14 protein-coding genes are annotated in these 14507 nt (G+C 66.7%); 6 read left to right on the forward strand and 8 right to left on the reverse strand.

Annotated elements, in window-relative coordinates; translation table 11 throughout:
* Nucleotides 1-218: 218 nt before the first annotated feature.
* Nucleotides 219-818 (forward strand): hypothetical protein, encoded by a 600-nt coding sequence (locus AC1ROD_RS07370; protein WP_492947591.1) that lies wholly within the window; start codon nt 219-221, stop codon nt 816-818.
* 604 nt (nt 819-1422) lie between these two features.
* Here AC1ROD_RS07370 and AC1ROD_RS07375 read toward each other — a convergent pair.
* Both AC1ROD_RS07375 and AC1ROD_RS07380 read right to left on the reverse strand, forming a co-directional pair.
* A complete protein-coding gene (locus AC1ROD_RS07375) occupies nt 1423-1896 on the reverse strand; it encodes an SRPBCC family protein (protein ID WP_492947592.1) in 474 nt (157 codons plus the stop codon).
* Nucleotides 1897-1920: 24 nt separating this feature from the next.
* A complete protein-coding gene (locus AC1ROD_RS07380; RefSeq protein ID WP_492947593.1) occupies nt 1921-2823 on the reverse strand; it encodes an SDR family oxidoreductase in 903 nt (300 codons plus the stop codon).
* A 73-nt stretch (nt 2824-2896) separates the two neighbouring features.
* Here AC1ROD_RS07380 and AC1ROD_RS07385 point away from each other — a divergent pair, with 73 nt between their 5' ends.
* On the forward strand, nt 2897-3820 hold the full coding sequence (locus tag AC1ROD_RS07385; RefSeq protein ID WP_492947594.1) for a LysR family transcriptional regulator: 924 nt from the start codon (nt 2897-2899) through the stop codon (nt 3818-3820).
* A gap of 19 nt (nt 3821-3839) precedes the next feature.
* Here the strand turns inward: AC1ROD_RS07385 and AC1ROD_RS07390 are convergent, their stop codons facing one another.
* Nucleotides 3840-4241 (reverse strand): winged helix-turn-helix transcriptional regulator, encoded by a 402-nt coding sequence (locus AC1ROD_RS07390; RefSeq protein WP_492947595.1) that lies wholly within the window; start codon nt 4239-4241, stop codon nt 3840-3842.
* Between the two features lie 98 nt (nt 4242-4339).
* Between AC1ROD_RS07390 and AC1ROD_RS07395 the strand changes: the two genes are divergently transcribed.
* Entirely contained in the window at nt 4340-5074 is a 735-nt protein-coding gene (locus tag AC1ROD_RS07395) for an SDR family NAD(P)-dependent oxidoreductase (RefSeq protein WP_492947596.1), read from the forward strand.
* 446 nt (nt 5075-5520) lie between these two features.
* Here AC1ROD_RS07395 and AC1ROD_RS07400 read toward each other — a convergent pair whose 3' ends face one another.
* Nucleotides 5521-5910 (reverse strand): winged helix-turn-helix transcriptional regulator, encoded by a 390-nt coding sequence (locus AC1ROD_RS07400; protein WP_492947597.1) that lies wholly within the window; start codon nt 5908-5910, stop codon nt 5521-5523.
* A gap of 67 nt (nt 5911-5977) precedes the next feature.
* On the opposite strand from AC1ROD_RS07400, the gene AC1ROD_RS07405 reads away from it, so the two are divergent.
* Nucleotides 5978-6724, forward strand: a complete 747-nt coding sequence (locus AC1ROD_RS07405; RefSeq protein ID WP_492947598.1) for an SDR family NAD(P)-dependent oxidoreductase — start codon at nt 5978-5980, stop codon at nt 6722-6724.
* Between the two features lie 263 nt (nt 6725-6987).
* On the opposite strand, the gene AC1ROD_RS07410 is transcribed toward AC1ROD_RS07405, so the two are convergent.
* Together AC1ROD_RS07410 and AC1ROD_RS07415 are read right to left on the reverse strand one after the other, a co-directional pair.
* Nucleotides 6988-8262, reverse strand: a complete 1275-nt coding sequence (locus tag AC1ROD_RS07410; protein WP_492947599.1) for a M56 family metallopeptidase — start codon at nt 8260-8262, stop codon at nt 6988-6990.
* On the reverse strand, nt 8259-8642 hold the full coding sequence (locus tag AC1ROD_RS07415; RefSeq protein WP_492947600.1) for a BlaI/MecI/CopY family transcriptional regulator: 384 nt from the start codon (nt 8640-8642) through the stop codon (nt 8259-8261). Before AC1ROD_RS07415 ends, AC1ROD_RS07410 begins: the two co-directional genes overlap by 4 nt.
* A 129-nt stretch (nt 8643-8771) precedes the next feature.
* Here AC1ROD_RS07415 and AC1ROD_RS07420 point away from each other — a divergent pair, with 129 nt between their 5' ends.
* Nucleotides 8772-10052 carry a hypothetical protein gene (locus AC1ROD_RS07420; protein WP_492947601.1) on the forward strand — a complete coding sequence of 427 codons (1281 nt, stop codon included), beginning with the start codon at nt 8772-8774 and terminating at the stop codon, nt 10050-10052.
* Between the two features lie 424 nt (nt 10053-10476).
* Here AC1ROD_RS07420 and AC1ROD_RS07425 read toward each other — a convergent pair whose 3' ends face one another.
* Nucleotides 10477-12492 (reverse strand): ATP-binding protein, encoded by a 2016-nt coding sequence (locus AC1ROD_RS07425; RefSeq protein ID WP_492947602.1) that lies wholly within the window; start codon nt 12490-12492, stop codon nt 10477-10479.
* Between the two features lie 205 nt (nt 12493-12697).
* Here AC1ROD_RS07425 and AC1ROD_RS07430 point away from each other — a divergent pair, with 205 nt between their 5' ends.
* Nucleotides 12698-13327, forward strand: coding sequence for a hypothetical protein (locus tag AC1ROD_RS07430; protein WP_492947603.1), 630 nt, complete (start codon nt 12698-12700; stop codon nt 13325-13327).
* Nucleotides 13328-13425: 98 nt separating this feature from the next.
* On the opposite strand, the gene AC1ROD_RS07435 is transcribed toward AC1ROD_RS07430, so the two are convergent.
* Nucleotides 13426-14343 carry a hypothetical protein gene (locus AC1ROD_RS07435; protein WP_492947604.1) on the reverse strand — a complete coding sequence of 306 codons (918 nt, stop codon included), beginning with the start codon at nt 14341-14343 and terminating at the stop codon, nt 13426-13428.
* Nucleotides 14344-14507: the final 164 nt, after the last annotated feature.

Below are 14507 nucleotides of genomic sequence, written 5' to 3' on the forward strand. Positions count from 1 at the left end.
CGACCGCCCGCCGCTTCTGGAGAGATGCTCGGCCGGGGATGTGAAATCCGGATTACCGACCAGGCCACGCGTTACTGCCGCGGCGCCGTCTCCAGCGTGCGCGGGGGAGGGGAGCCTTCCACCCTGGTTGCCGCTTGTGGCCGCGAACCTGTCCCCGAATTCATTTGAGCCGTCGGGTCGTGATCGGCAGATGGGGACGGTCCCCGGAGAAGACCAGCATGACCCGCCTGCCGCTTGCCGCGATCCTTGTCTTCGCCGCGGCGCTATCCACCTCGGCCGTGGCGCAGGAAGCGGTCGCGCTATCGGATAACCCCCGCATGGCGCAGATTTTCCAGGAGGACCAGGCGATCCGCGAGGGGATTTCGGCCGCCCGGCGGCCGGATCGCGCGTTTGTCGAGCGCATGCATGCCGAGGATGCGGCGCGACGCGCCGAGGTCCGCACGCTGCTTGACCAGGGTGAGCTCCGGAGCGCCGAGGACTTCCGTAAGGCCGCCTTCGTCTTCCAGCACGGCGTCCAACCGGATGACTACCTGCTGGCGCACAGTCTGGCCGTGGTCGCGGCCTCCCTGGGAGCCGACGGCGCCGCCTGGATTGCGGCCGCCAGTCTGGACCGCTACCTCCAGATGAAGGGCGAGCCCCAGATCTACGGCACACAGACCATCGCCCGGTCTGGAGAGGCGCCGATCGCCGATCCCTACAATCGCGACCTCGTTCCCGACAGTCTGCGCACGGCCATGGGGGTTCCGACCCTGGCCGAACAACAGGCCAAACTCGACGCCGTTCGAGCGGCCGTCGAGGCGGCGCGGACCTCGCAATAGGGGGCGATCGCCCCGGCGCCTGGCCCCGGCGCTGGACGCTTCCCTCCGCCCGCGCAACCGACATGAGGGGGCGGTCGGGCGCGACGTGTCGCGCCGAACCCTGCCCGCGTCCGTCCGTTGCAGCCTTTTGCCGCATCGCAGCATTCTGTTGGGGTCGTCGGTTAAGCCAAGCTCCGATGACCGGCGGCCCGCCCCGAACCTCCACTGGCTCAGGACGGGCCGCTACCCCTGAAAAGCCGAGGGCCGATTGGAGATAAGCCCCTCGGGCCCGCCGCGTATGTCGATCTCGAATCCGGGCGGTGGACGCATGCCCGATCGAGGTGGCGAGCGCGGCAGCCCGGCTATGTCGATGGCGCGAAGCAGCCGACGCTGACCGTCGGCGACCTCAACCACGGCGGCGACGCCAAGGGGACTGTCGCACTCTGGATTGGACCAGGCGCCCTGACCCATTTCAGCGGCGTGCGGAGCACGCCCCGAGGCCCCAGCCCTGAGCAGGCGAACTGCGCGAGTTCTGCCATGAGGCAAGGGCGGGCTGAGCCGGGCGGTGCGACGCGGGCAGCGCGTAGAGCCGCCCGCGTCGATAGCCTAGGGGCGGCGCGACGTGTCAGAGCCGGCCTGCCGCGAGGAGATCGCGCGTCCGTGTCAGGGTCGACAGCAAGGCCGCCTTGTAGCCTTGCTCGCTGTCGAACCTGGCCTGCTCCGCCTGTTCCTCGGGGCCGCCCGGCGCGCCGTCACGCAAACCGAGATAGCCGTAGAAGCGCAGCTGGAGCGCGCCGGCCTCGTCCTCGAAAATCTCGTTGACGATGGCGCCTTCGCGCGGCCCCGTGGCTTGGAAGAAGGTGACCTTGTGTGCGGGCTCCAGGGTGATGATCTCGCGAAGGTCAGCGCCGCCGATAGTGGCCTCGCGCACGAGATGGGTCGCGCTCTCCTCGGTCACCTCGCAGCGGGTGCACAGACCCTCCGGGAGAAAGAGGCGGGCGTCACGCGCCTTCAGCTCTAGCCCGGCCCAGACCTGGGCGCGGGTGAGGGGCGTTTCGTCGGCGGGATTCACCGGCACGGTGGCGGTTGAATAGATCATGGTCGCTTCTCCGGTCGAAAGGGGTCAGCGGGCGGTGGGGCTGGATGCGGTGAGGGAGACGGTGGAGGCGGCGAGGCGGGCGGCGAAGTCGCGATAGGTGTGAAGCGGCCGGCCGAGCAGGGCCGTCAGCCGTTCCACGCCGCCCGGCTCGGGGATCATGCCGTCGCCGACATAGCGTTCGGCCATGAGCCGCATCTCATAGGCCATCCAGTCCGGCATCAGGTTCGCCAGGTTCTGTTCGAAGGCGGTGGGATCATCGCCGCCGTAGACGACGGGACGGTCGAGAACCTCGGACCAGATTTTGGCAAGCCCCAAGCCCGTAAGAGTGTCGGGACCGACGAGGTTCAAGGTGGTGAGGGGCAGCAGGACGTCGCTCGCGTCGCGGCGGATGAGCTCGATCGCGGCGACCTCAGCGATGTCGCGGGCGTCGATCATGGCGACGCCCTTGGCGCCAATCGGCATCGGGTAGACGCCGTGGTTCAGGATCACATCCTGGATCATGACCTCGTTGTCGATGAAATAGGCGGGTCGAAGAACGGTGGCGCTGAAGCCCATCTGCTCCAGCATGCGCTCGCCGCCCGCCTTGACCGCGAAATGCGGAACATTGACGGAGCGATCGGCTCCGAACACCGATAGATAGACGACCCGCTCGACGCCGGCTTCGCGGGCGATGTTGAGGGCGATGATGGCCTGGGTGAATTCGTCGGCGGCGACGGCGTTCAGCAGGAAGAGGGTGCGCACACCGCTCATGGCGGCGCGCAGGGCGTCGAGATCGAGCAGATCGCCTTGGGCGACCTCGATCTGGGCCGGAAAGTCGGCCCGGGCGGCGTCGCGCACGAACACGCGTACGGCGGCGCCGCGATCGATCAGGTTCTGGACGACGTGGCGGCCGACACGGCCGGTGGCGCCGGTGACGAGGATGGTCATGAGGTATCTCCGGTTTGGGGTGGTGGACAGGCCGCAAGATCAGTGATCCAAATCCGATCCGATAGGCGACGATTTGGAACGTGCCGTCTCGCAGGTGGAACAGATGGATTTGCTGGCTCTGGCGGACTTCACCCTCGTCGCCCGCAGCGGCGGCTTCGGCCGGGCGGCGCGCGCCGCGTCCCGCCCCAAGGCGACCCTGTCTCGCCGGGTCTCGGACCTGGAGGCGAGCCTGGGCCTGAGGTTGTTCGAGCGGGGCGGGCGCTCGCTCAAGCTCACCCAGGATGGGGAGCTTTTGTTCATGCGGACCTCCGCCCTGCTTACCGAGCTGGAGGAGACGACCGCCGCCGTGGCCTCGGGCGGGGAGGCGCCCCGCGGCCGGATGCGGATCAGCGCGCCTCTGCTCTTCTCCCAGATCGCCATGGGCCGGCTCGCCGCCGATTTCGCGGCGCGCTACCCGGAGGTCCGGCTGGAGGTCACGACCGAGGACCGGCCCGTGGACATGGTCGAGGAAGGCTACGACCTCGTCATCCGCGTCAATCCGGATCCGGACGCGGCGCTGGTCGGCCGGGTCATCCTGCGTGACCGCCTGGTCGTGGTCGCGGCGCCGGGACTTGCGCGCCCGGAGAAAGACCGGCCCGCGCAGGCCGTCGTTCGGGGCCCCTTGGAGCCGTCACCATCCTGGACGATGCTCACCCTTTCGGGCGAGCGATCCGTCGTTCCGATCACGCCGACGCTGAGCCTGTCGTCGATGATCATGGTCCGGGATGCGGCCCTGGGCGGCGCGGGCGTTGCGCGCCTGCCCATTTCCCTGGTCAGTAAGGACCTGTCGTCCGGACGGCTGGTGTCCTGGGGGGATGCCGATGCGCCGGAGATCGCCCTATGGGCCCTGTATCCCTCGCGCCGGCTTCTCAGCGCCAGAGTGACCGCCTTCCTGGATCATCTGAAGCGAGCCTTCCCCACCGGCGCCCCGGAAGAGCTGGCCGCCTACGCCGCCTAGTCGAGGGCCTGCGGGTCGGTCAGCGTGCCCACTCGGCCCGTTGCGCGAAGACCTGCTGGACCGTGTCCATATTCTCCGTCCCCCAGGTGCAAAGCGGCACGAGCGCCAACGACAGGCTCAGGCCCAGCGGCGTCAAGCTGTAGTCCACTCGCGGCGGGATCTCCTTGTAGTCCGTCCGTTTCACAAGGCCATCGCTCTCCAGCTCCTTGAGCTGCTGGATCAGGACCTTGTCGCTGACGTCGCGAATGGCGCGTCTCAGCTCGCCGTACCGCCTCGGCCCGTCCTGGGCGAGGAAGTAGAGGATCAATGGTTTCCACTTGCCGGAGATGACCCGCAGCGTCGCGTCCAGACCGCAGGTGAACCCGGGCAGGGTCGGAGTGCAGGCGGGGCCGGTGGGAAGGTCGTCAGAGTTCGAGGGCATCTCAGGTTTCACGAATTTAGGCACTTACCAAAAGGTGCATACTTGTCGAAAGGTAGGCGTCTCGCCAGCTTCCTGCAACTCAAGCAAGGAGCACGAGCATGATCAGACTTCAGGGCAAGACCGCCGTCATCACCGGAGGCGGCACCGGCATCGGCCTAGGGGCCGCGAGACGGTTCGTCGAGGAAGGCGCGTTCGTCTACCTCTTCGGACGACGGGAGACGCAGCTCCAGGCTGCCGCGGACGAACTGGGCGGCAACGCGCGCGCGGTGGTGGGATCGATTACCGAAGCGACCGATCTGGACCGCCTGTACGAGACGGTGAAGGCCGAACGCGGCGGGCTCGACATCCTGTTCGCCAACGCCGGCACGGGCGATTTCGCCAAACTGGGCGAGATCACGCCGGAGCACTACGACCAGATCTTCGACGTCAATGTGAAAGGCACGGTCTTCACGGTGCAGAAGGCACTGCCGCTGATGTCCGACGGCGGCTCCATCATCCTGACCGGCTCAAGCACGGGGGTCATGGGTACGCCGGCCTTCAGCATCTACAGCGCGACCAAGGCGGCCATCCGCAATCTCGCCCGGACCTGGGCTCTCGACCTCAAGGGCACCGGCATCCGGGTCAATGTTCTCTCGCCCGGACCGACGACGACCGAACTGGCCCGCGACGTCCTGGGCGAAGAGGGGCTCGCCGCGATCAGCGCCTCCACGGTTCTGGGCCGCATGGGCGATCCCGCGGAGACCGGCGCGGTCGCGGCCTTCCTGGCGTCTTCGGATTCCAGCTTTATGACCGGCGGAGAGGTCTTCGTGGACGGCGGTCTGGCGCAGGTCTGAGACCTCGGAGGCGCCGGCGGCCGCCGGCGCCTCCTGTCGTCGTGTCTGGGTGTGACCGAGGTCGTGGCTCTTGCCGGACGGGACGCCCGCCATCCGGGCGACGAATTGTCCGGATGTCGTGTCGAGATTCCGTCAACGCGCCGAGGTCGACCGGACACTAACAGCGGGGATCCGGTCGGCGGCTGACAGCTTGCCTGCCGTACACGCCGGGACGCCCGGCGCATGCGCCGGCGCCGGCCGTAGCCAGACAGGGGCTGGTTATGCCGCGAGGGGGCGGGACGGACCGGCGCGCCGGCTGTTTCGCCTCCGGCGGGCTGAGCGCATTGTCTGGAGCGGGGCGGCCTCTAGCCCGCTCCGCCGTTGTCCGGGGCAGGGCGGGCGGCGCCCGTCTTGCCGTCCTGGTCCCGCTGCCGGCGAGAGTCTCGCGGCGTCGCGATGCGCGGCGATCAGGCCGCTCGCTGCCGATCATACTCGGCGCTGGCGCCTTCCACGGTTTCGGCATTCTCCAGCGCCCAGGCGCAGAGGGCTTCGAAGGGCTGGCGCAGGGAATGGCCCAGGGGGGTAATGGTGTATTCCACCCCGATGGGGGCGGTCAGCAGGACCGTGCGTGTCACCAGACCGTTGCGCTCGAGGCGCTTCAGAGCGTCCGCAAGGGCCTTATGGGTGATGCCGTCAAGGCGCCGCTTGATCGCGTTGAAGCGGGCTGGCCGCGGACAGAGAACCGTCAGGATCAGGATCGTCCATTTGTCGGCGATCCGGTCAAGCACGGGGCGGACCACCTCCATGTTGGCGAAGGCGGCCTCGGACAGACAGTCGAGCTCGGTATCGTGGGGCATATCTAGGCTATCCCAGGTGCGTTCTTGCTACTTGATACACGAGGTATATCTGGCCTGCCATCACAGGATGAAGGACATCACGATGGTTCGCATGACAGGCAAGATCGCGTTGGTGGTCGGAGGCGCGAAAGGCATCGGACTGGCCACGGCTCAAGCGCTCGCGAACGAAGGCGCGACGGTGTTTCTGACCGGGCGCGACAAATCCGAAGTCGAAGCCGCCGCAGCCCTGGTGGGCCGCGGCGCACGGGGTCTGGTCGCGGACGCGGCCAGGCAGGAAGACCTCGATCAGGTTGTCGAAACAGTGGTTCAGGCCAAGGGCCGGATCGACGCCCTCGTCCTCAATGCCGGAATCTCCGAGCCCGGGTCGGTCGGCGAGGTGACGGCGGACCATTTCGACCGGCTCTTCTCGGTCAATGTGCGCGCGACTGTCCTCGGCCTGCAGAGCGCCCTGGGCGCGATGGGGCAGGGCGGTTCGATCGTGCTGATCGGATCCGTCGCCGGTTCATTGGGCGTCGCCGGCTACGGGACCTACGCCGCCACCAAGGCCGCGTTGCGATCCTACGCGCGCAGCTGGACGGTGGAGCTGGCTCCGCGCGGGATCCGGGTCAATGTCGTGGCGCCCGGGCCGACCGACACCGCAATGATGGCGGCCGTGCCTGCAGACGTCCGGGCCGCGTTGATTGCGCCGATCCCGCTCGGGCGCATGGCGCGCCCCGAAGAGGTCGCCGCGGCGACGGTCTTCCTGCTGAGCGACGAGGCGAGCTTCATCGCCGGGTCGGAGCTGCACGTCGACGGCGGGATGGGACAGGTCTGACCGATGGGCGGTCAAGCTGACGCGCCGGGAGGAGGCTTGGCCGGGGATTTTCAAGCCGCGGCCGCAAACGCTTGATCGCAGTGCCCCGGGGCCTGGCAGACGTCGTTGACGACCGTCCCGGATCGGACGACGCGGGTGCGTCATGTGCGCTTCCACGCCCGGACAAGCGTCAGCTGCCGGAGCGAAGCGGTTCTTGAGAACGTCTGCCCCGGCAGGCGGATACAGATGAAAGGCGCCCTCGCCGACGGCTGGCGGGCCATTCCCTAGATGCGCTGCGGAGGCGCAGGCCCGGCCCGGCGGCCGCTCCACGTGATCGTGGCGTGAGGAGACACTGTGAGCCGGAGCGGTTCGCTCTCTGAGGATAGAAGCTCCACATTCCGTCCCGTCTGACGCACCTGTCCGGCGGTCAGGCGGCGGCCCTCGATCGAGGCGGAGAGGACACGACCGCGGCGGATCCGCACCGTGAAATCTCCGGCCGCATCTCGCGCCTCGATCGAGACCGTCGGGCCGAAGGCGCTCGCGACGAACAGGCCGTTGACGATGGCGTCGCGCGAAACCGCATAGCTGGGAAGGATGAGCGCCAGGGCGACGGCTCCGTAGCGGAGGGTCCTGGCCACGACACACGGCGGGCGGGTCGCCACGATCCGCTCCGGGCGCGTCTCACGCGCCGCGACAAGCCGGCGGACCCGTCGCGCAACATCGCTCTGCGACAAGCCTGGCCCGTCCAGGGCCATGGCGCTGGAAGCGCGAGTGAAACCGGCCTGAGCGGCAAGCCCGACAAGCGCGCGGGCGAGCGCGGCGGGATCGGCGCCGGCGCGGACGGCCATCGCATCGCAACAGGCTTCACGGCTGTAACCGATCCGCCGATAGGCGAACCAGGCGACAGGCTGGAACCACAGGACCGCCATCAGCACGCGCTGCAGGAGGTTGGCGGCGAAGTCCCCACGGCGGATGTGCGCAATCTCGTGAAGCAGGATCGCATCGCGCTCGGGGGCTGCCAGGTCTTCGCCCCACCGGAGCGGGACCAGCATCACGGGTTGGAAGACGCCCGCCACCTGAGGCGATGCAATCGGCGCCGCCCTGATCACGATGGCCAGGTCCGGCGCGAGCCGGGCGACCGCGTGGCGCACAGACGTCGGAGCCGGCGACTTCGGCGTCGAGACGAGACCGAGGGCCTCGAACGCCAGCCGGCCGAGCATGAACGCGACCCCGGCGCTCCAGACGGCGGCGATCACCGCCGTCAGGCTCGGCAGCCCGCCGTGGGTGAGCAGCAGTTCAGGAAGATCCGGCGAACTTGCGCCCCGCGTCTGCGTCCCCACAGAGAGCATCATTATTTGGGCGACAGCCACGGTTGCGGCCGGGGCGAGGCCGAGGATCACGAGGCGCCGACAGGCCTGGCGATGATCGGTGCCCGGATTCTGCGCCGACGCCTGCGGCCTCCGGCGCCAGAGGGCGCCCAGCACCACCCCCTGGGCCGCGGCTCCGGCGACAGCCCAGGCCAACAGTTGCAAAGCATAGGCGAAGGTATGGCCGGTCATGCGGGGCTGTCGCGCTCCAGTCGTTCGATCAACGCCTTGAGCTCGGCGAGCTCTTCGGGCGGGACAGGGCGTGCGTCGAGCGCCTGCATGGCCAGCGCCGTCGAGGACCCCCGAAAGGCGACGTCGATCCATCCGCGCACCAGCCCGTTCAGGGTCGGTCGTTCGGCAACGGCCGCGGCGTAGATGTGGCGTTGGCCCTCGGACATCCGCGTCACCAACCCCTTGGCGAGCATGTTCTGCAACAGCTTTAGCGCCGTCGTATAGCCCGTCTCCGTGCCCCCGTATGCGTGTTCGTAGATCGCCCGCACGGTCGCAGGCCCGCGCGCCCACAGCACCCGAAGGAGCGCCAGTTCGGCGGCGGTGGGAGCAGGGGTGGTCATGATCACGGGTCCGTCGCCGGAAACAGCAAAGTCGGAACGATCCTACATCTTGACACCTACGATGGCCATCGTAAGTTGCTACGATAACTGTCGTAGGGTGGTGTTATGCAGGGATTTCGAGGGGCGGTCTTGGCTGCGGCGGCGCTGTCTCTGGGAGTCCCGGCCGGTGCGCGGGCAGAGCCTGACCGGGCGGAGGCCTTGCAGCTGTTTTCCGAGGCCGACCACATCTGTCGGCGCGACGACGGCGCGCTCTGGGGGCGTTCGATCTGCGGCCCGATGATCGTCGTCGATTACACCGACAGGCGCTTCATCGCCAACCGGCAGGCGCCGTCCGGGACGCTGCGACAAGAGGGTCCCATCTTCCACGGCGTGCTGCCGGAGGCGGTGATCGTCGCCAACACCCCGACGGACTGGGACGGCGAAAGGTGGACCCAGATCGTTGCGCCGGTCTCCGACGATCCGGCGGCGAGAGCAGTGCTCGTCGCTCACGAGCTGTTTCACCGCATCCAGCCGGCGCTGGGTTTGACGCGCAACGAAGTCGGCAATGCGCATCTGGATGAACTCGAAGGCCGCTACTGGCTGCAACTTGAGTGGCGCGCGCTGACCGCCGCCCTGGAGGCCCGGACGGCTCTCGTCCGACGCTCGGCCCTTGAGGACGCCTTGGCGTTTCGTCAGGCGCGATACGACCTGTTCCCGTTGGCCGCGGCTGAGGAGCATGCGCTCGAGATCAACGAAGGCGTGCCCGAATACACCGGGGTGCGGCTGGGCCTGTCCTCGGCCGAGGCGCGCCGCGCCTTCGCCGTGCATGATCTGTCGGCCTTTGTGACTGCGCCGAGCTTCGTGCGTTCGTTCGCCTATGCGACGGGTCCGGCTTACGGGCTGCTCCTGGACGAGCTGGATCCCGACTGGAAGAGCAAGATCGGGGAGCAGAGCTTCGACGCCCTGGTCAGGGCGGCCTTGCCCCAACCGACAGGCGTGGCCAGACGTCTGGAGGATCGCGCCCGGCTCTATGACGACGGCGCCCTGCGTCTCGCCGAGGTCCGCCGCGATGAGGAGCGGCGTGCGCGACTTTCTGCGATGAAGGACGCTCTGGTGGACGGGCCAGTGTTGGTGCTCCCGCTTCGGCACAGCAACTATCAGTTCAATCCGCAAACCCTTGTGCCTCTGGCCGGCTATGGCGTCGTCTATCCGACGATGCGGTTGACCGACGACTGGGGGTCTCTGGAGGTCGAGCACGGCGGGGCCCTGGTCTGGACCGAGGGAAGGCGAGCGACGGTCATTGCTCCCGCCGACGCGACAGGATCGTCGGGCGAGGGATGGCGTCTCACACTGGCCAAGGGATGGGCGGTCGCGCCCGGGGATCGCCAGGGCGATTATCAAGTGGTGTGCGCGGGAGAATGCGGTGACTGAGCCGGCGGCGTATCCTGACGCTTCCTGAACCGTTTGCGCGACGGCGGGGAGGGTGGGCGACACGCGGCAGCGCGTCACCTTTCGGTGCCTTTGGACGGGATCAAGCTCGACCTAGGAGAACGGTCACCAGTCTGGACGTCGTGGATCGAACCCAGTCGTGACGGCCGCCCGGCTGCGTCACTCCATGATGAGGCGCTTGATCCGCTTCCGCGTGATCTTGAGTGTCTGACTTGGGCTCTAAGCAGAACTTGCGAGCGTCCGCTTTGCGCAGTGAGGCGTGCTAGGACAAGCGCCGTGAAGTTGAACAGGCGTCCACCGCCGGGCACTAGATCGAACTAAGGCGACGCTTGTTCGAAGAAATGGATCGCTCTGCCGCCCGTCATGGACCGCAGACTGTGCCCACAGCATGCTTCCGCGCCCAGAGTTATGGCGTCGCGTCATCGCCGGAAGCCTCGGCTTCGGGGGCGGATTGCGGTTCAAGCACGCCCTCAAGCAGGGCGGCATGCCGTTCCTGAAGGTACTTGAGGGCTTGGCTGTCGTCCGCGCTGTGTTGCAGGTGCTCTTGGAAGAATTGGAGTCGCGCTCGGTTTTCCTCGATGATCTCGCCCCAAGTCTTGATCGCGACCGTGGTAGTGGCGGTCCGGGCGATCAGGCGGCGATCTGGATCCGGCCCGCTGTCGATTTCGCCTTGGGCGTAGGAATCGTAGGCGTTCGAAACGACGACGAAGTGCCAGCGGACGCCCGGCACCGTCGAGAAACGCTCATCGCCCACGACCGCCTGCTGATACTTCTTGGTCTGGACTATCTCGTCGGAGCCGATGACGACCCTAGGGGCCTTGAGCTCGACGATGAGGTTCTCAACGTCGTTGGTTCTGTGCCGCCGGGTGCTTCGGGAGAACATCAGATCGACGATCGCGGTCTTTTGGCCGTAGACGGCGACCGATCCCTCGATGTCGATTGCCGGGTCGAGCTTGTCGCGATGCTTCTCGAGCACCTTGCGCAGTCCCTTGTCGCTGACCCAGAGATTGAACTCCTCGCCGAAGATCCAGGTGTTCTCTGCCAGGATCTTGTGGAGCTGGGTGCGCTCCTTGAGACGCGCCTTCTTCTCCGGATCGAAGACGATTGCCTCCAGCGCATCTAGGAACTTCAGCCGGTCGCCCACCACCCGCGCCGCGGTGATGATCGCAGACAGCGTGGTCTCCTGCAGGAGGGCCGCCAGTTCCTTCTGCTTCTTGACCGGAAGGCCGAGGACCTCGCGCAGGATCGTCTGCAGCTCCTCCGGGCCGCGCTCGAGCGCGTTCTTGAGCATGCGCAGATGCAGCGCCTGTCCCTTGTGAGACGCGCCGCCGAGATCGGGCGCGAGCTGCTGGACCTGGGAGGCGACGATGTCGAAGACCTGACGCTCGGCGCGTTCGACCGACGAGGCGGGCTCGCCCTCGAAGGGGTAGACCCGCGCTTCCTTCCATTCGTCGACGATGGAGCGCGCCTGGGCTGCGGCCCTCTCACGGAAATAGTCCTTAATGGCGTGACGGGCCTGATCGACGACGGGCGTCAGACGGGCATCCAGTTCCGCCAGTCCGAGCCGACCGTCTGCCTGCAGCGCCTCGATGTAGGAGGACTTCAGATAGGCGGAGAAGGAGAAGCCCGGGATCTGGAAACGGGTCTCGACCTGATCGAGCGGGAAGCCGTCCCGGGAGCACAGGTAGAGGGTCTTGCGGGTCTCGGCCCGCCATTCGATGATCTGGAGCTCCGCCGGGTGTGAAACGCCTGCCTCGTCGGCGATCCCGGACAGTTGGACCGTGTGCTGGCTCGCCACCGCCGAGGCCGGGTCGAGCGCCCGCCCAGCGATCTCCACCGTCACATTGGCGTAGTTGATCAGATAGAGGGCGAAAATCTCCGCTAGGTCTTGGCGACCCTCATCCGTCTCGAAGACGCGGAAGTCGTGGTTCAGATCGTCGATCTCGACGGAGACGCCCCGCGGCTCCTCGGTCTCCACATCTTCGCTGATCAGGACATTGGTCAGATCCGCCTGACGGAGCCGGACATCGAACCTTCGCGCCGAGCCCGGCTCGCCGTGCACAACGGTCCAGGTGACCGCCTTTCCGAGTGCGAACGCCTTGTAGCGCCCTCGACCTTCTTGGCCATGGATACGCCGGTGTCCTTCGGCCGTCTCGCGCGTGAGGCGTTTCCAAGAACCGCCGAGATTGCCGAAAAGGGTCGCGGCTTCGTCCCGACGAATCCCGGTTCCGTTGTCATTGACCAGGATCCGCGACAGACCGCCTGCCAGATCTCCGTACATCAGCTCGACCTTGACCCGGGTCGCGTCCGCGTCCAGCGCGTTCCAGATCAGCTCCGCCAAGGCCGGCACAGGCTTGGCGCGCGTCTGCCGGGCGACGAAGTCGTCCCGCACCGCCACCGAAACCTGTTCTCTTCCCGCCATGGAGCGCCCCTCTCGCAGGCGTTGTGCGCTGGGCACGCACCGACAGCAACCCCTTCACTGACACAGGTCGAGGAGCGCGCCTAACGCCGTCGGCCGATCCAATGAGAGGTTTCAGAGGCGAGGCGCCAATCAACACTTTGCGAGAACATTGTGTGAACTACCGATTTGGGGGAGGATAACCGTCGAGAGATTTCGAGAGGGTCCCATGCGTCCTACGGTCTGGTACGGCACCGCCGAATTGATCGCAGATGACTTCCGCGCAGGCGCCGCCGATCGTGAGCGAGACGCGCTGTGGTGGGCGGCGGACGGTGAGCCGTTTGCCGAGGTGCTCGACAGGGCGGGGCGGGCGCGCATGGCGAACGGCAAGCGCCACCCTCACCAACGGCGCCTCACCCGCGAGGTGATCGATCAGTGCGCCGAGGCGCTCCTCGCCATCTCCGCAGACCTTGAGAAGACCACCCGGTTTCATGAGGTGTTCGACCTTGTGCACAAGGCGTTCGCGCGGATCCGCGGGGCCGGCGAGCTGGCGGTCTATGACGCCGCCGATCGCATCTGCCAACGACTGGGCCATGTCTCGGAGCACGTGATCTATCTGCATGCGGGCGCGCGCGTCGGGGCGCGCCGGTTGTTGGGCGGCCGTCTCCCGAACGGCGACGCATGGGGCATCATGTACCACCAGGTCCCGGACAGTTTTCGTGCCTTCTCCACCCACGAGATCGAGGACATCCTCTGCCGCTACAAGGACGACTTTGCGCTGGAGCCCGAGGCGCTTCGCGCAAAGTGGACGGCCGCATCGACGGCGGCGTGCGGGGGCGGTCGATCGCCGCTCTGCTAAAGGCCACTACGGCCAATCATAGGCGGCTGCAGCCGTCCGCCAGCGTTCAGCTCACGCGGAAGAAGGCGTGGAAGATTTCCGGAAACAGGAAGGCCACCCTACGTGGGCACGCCTCGCGCTGCGGTAGGTTTCGGTCGCAACGATTCAGCATGGCGAGGGGCCTCAACGGAGCCGACGTTCAGCAGATCAAGGTAAGCTTTCAATTCCGCCGTCGTCATTTGATGCATCGCCCGACGGGTTTCATGATCGATCTCGGACACTAGCATCGGGATCGCGGTAACAATGGGCACCTTCTTGGCAAACCCGTCCGGTTGAGTCGGAACTTGGTAGGCCCAGACGGAAAGGCCATACCGATCACGAGCGCCCAACGCGCCTATCAGCTTGATGTCGTTCCTCCGGAGCGCCTCGTTCGAGATCGAAACAACGACCGGGTTGCGCCCCCCGATCTGGTCGCCGAGCCAATACAGCGTCTCGCGCATCAAAAGTTCAGTGTCGAGATTCGCCTCGGCCTCCAGTAGCGCGAGGAACTGAGCCTTAGAGGCGAGGCGCCGGCTCATGCCGGACTTTACCATCTGGACGTAGGTCGACTGAATTATCTGGATCTCGTCGGTGTCATAGTCACCGAGGTGTGGCACGTCCCACACTAGGCCGAACTCGGCATCTTCTACGACCCGGTGGTTCAGGCTGGCGTTCTTCATCAGCTTGATGCTGTCAGCTCGCCAGGCGTCGCTGATCCTCCGCCGGCGGCGCGCAGGCCTTTGTAAGAAGGCGCGAGCGGACCAATCGCGCTGCCCTTCCAAGGGCTCACTGAGCGGAGAAAGGCCGACCTCGCTTAGGTCTGTCGCGAGGATCTGTTTAGCGCGCTCTACGCCTTCATGTCCGACCTCGCTGTTTCCCCAGCTGACGAAGAGCTCCCGCATAAAGTCGGACCAGAAGGTCTTGAAACACTTCACATCACCGTCGATCGCCGCGAGGACGAAGTAGAACTCCATGATCGAACGGTGGGAGAACTTCACGTTGCCCTCACTGTCGCGATTGAGGAGAGAGCGCGCCGACAGATGATCCCAACGATCCTCCGGAATGTTTATTCGCCTGAAAGCCCGGCCCGACGAGGCCGGACGACAGCAACCCCGGTTCGAGTGGGTATCGCGAGATCGTTCTTGAAGAATTGGGAGCGGCA

It is taken from the genome of Brevundimonas sp. GW821-FHT12E07 (assembly GCF_058807035.1).

Bases quoted from the DNA above. Each gene is read 5' to 3' on its own strand.
- AC1ROD_RS07370 (WP_492947591.1), top strand. From the start codon at position 219: ATGACCCGCCTGCCGCTTGCCGCGATCCTTGTCTTCGCCGCGGCGCTA.
- AC1ROD_RS07375 (WP_492947592.1), bottom strand. From the start codon at position 1,896: ATGATCTATTCAACCGCCACCGTGCCGGTGAATCCCGCCGACGAAACG.
- AC1ROD_RS07380 (WP_492947593.1), bottom strand. From the start codon at position 2,823: ATGACCATCCTCGTCACCGGCGCCACCGGCCGTGTCGGCCGCCACGTC.
- AC1ROD_RS07390 (WP_492947595.1), bottom strand. From the start codon at position 4,241: ATGCCCTCGAACTCTGACGACCTTCCCACCGGCCCCGCCTGCACTCCG.
- AC1ROD_RS07395 (WP_492947596.1), top strand. From the start codon at position 4,340: ATGATCAGACTTCAGGGCAAGACCGCCGTCATCACCGGAGGCGGCACC.
- AC1ROD_RS07400 (WP_492947597.1), bottom strand. From the start codon at position 5,910: ATGCCCCACGATACCGAGCTCGACTGTCTGTCCGAGGCCGCCTTCGCC.
- AC1ROD_RS07405 (WP_492947598.1), top strand. From the start codon at position 5,978: ATGAAGGACATCACGATGGTTCGCATGACAGGCAAGATCGCGTTGGTG.
- AC1ROD_RS07410 (WP_492947599.1), bottom strand. From the start codon at position 8,262: ATGACCGGCCATACCTTCGCCTATGCTTTGCAACTGTTGGCCTGGGCT.
- AC1ROD_RS07415 (WP_492947600.1), bottom strand. From the start codon at position 8,642: ATGACCACCCCTGCTCCCACCGCCGCCGAACTGGCGCTCCTTCGGGTG.
- AC1ROD_RS07425 (WP_492947602.1), bottom strand. From the start codon at position 12,492: ATGGCGGGAAGAGAACAGGTTTCGGTGGCGGTGCGGGACGACTTCGTC.
- AC1ROD_RS07430 (WP_492947603.1), top strand. From the start codon at position 12,698: ATGCGTCCTACGGTCTGGTACGGCACCGCCGAATTGATCGCAGATGAC.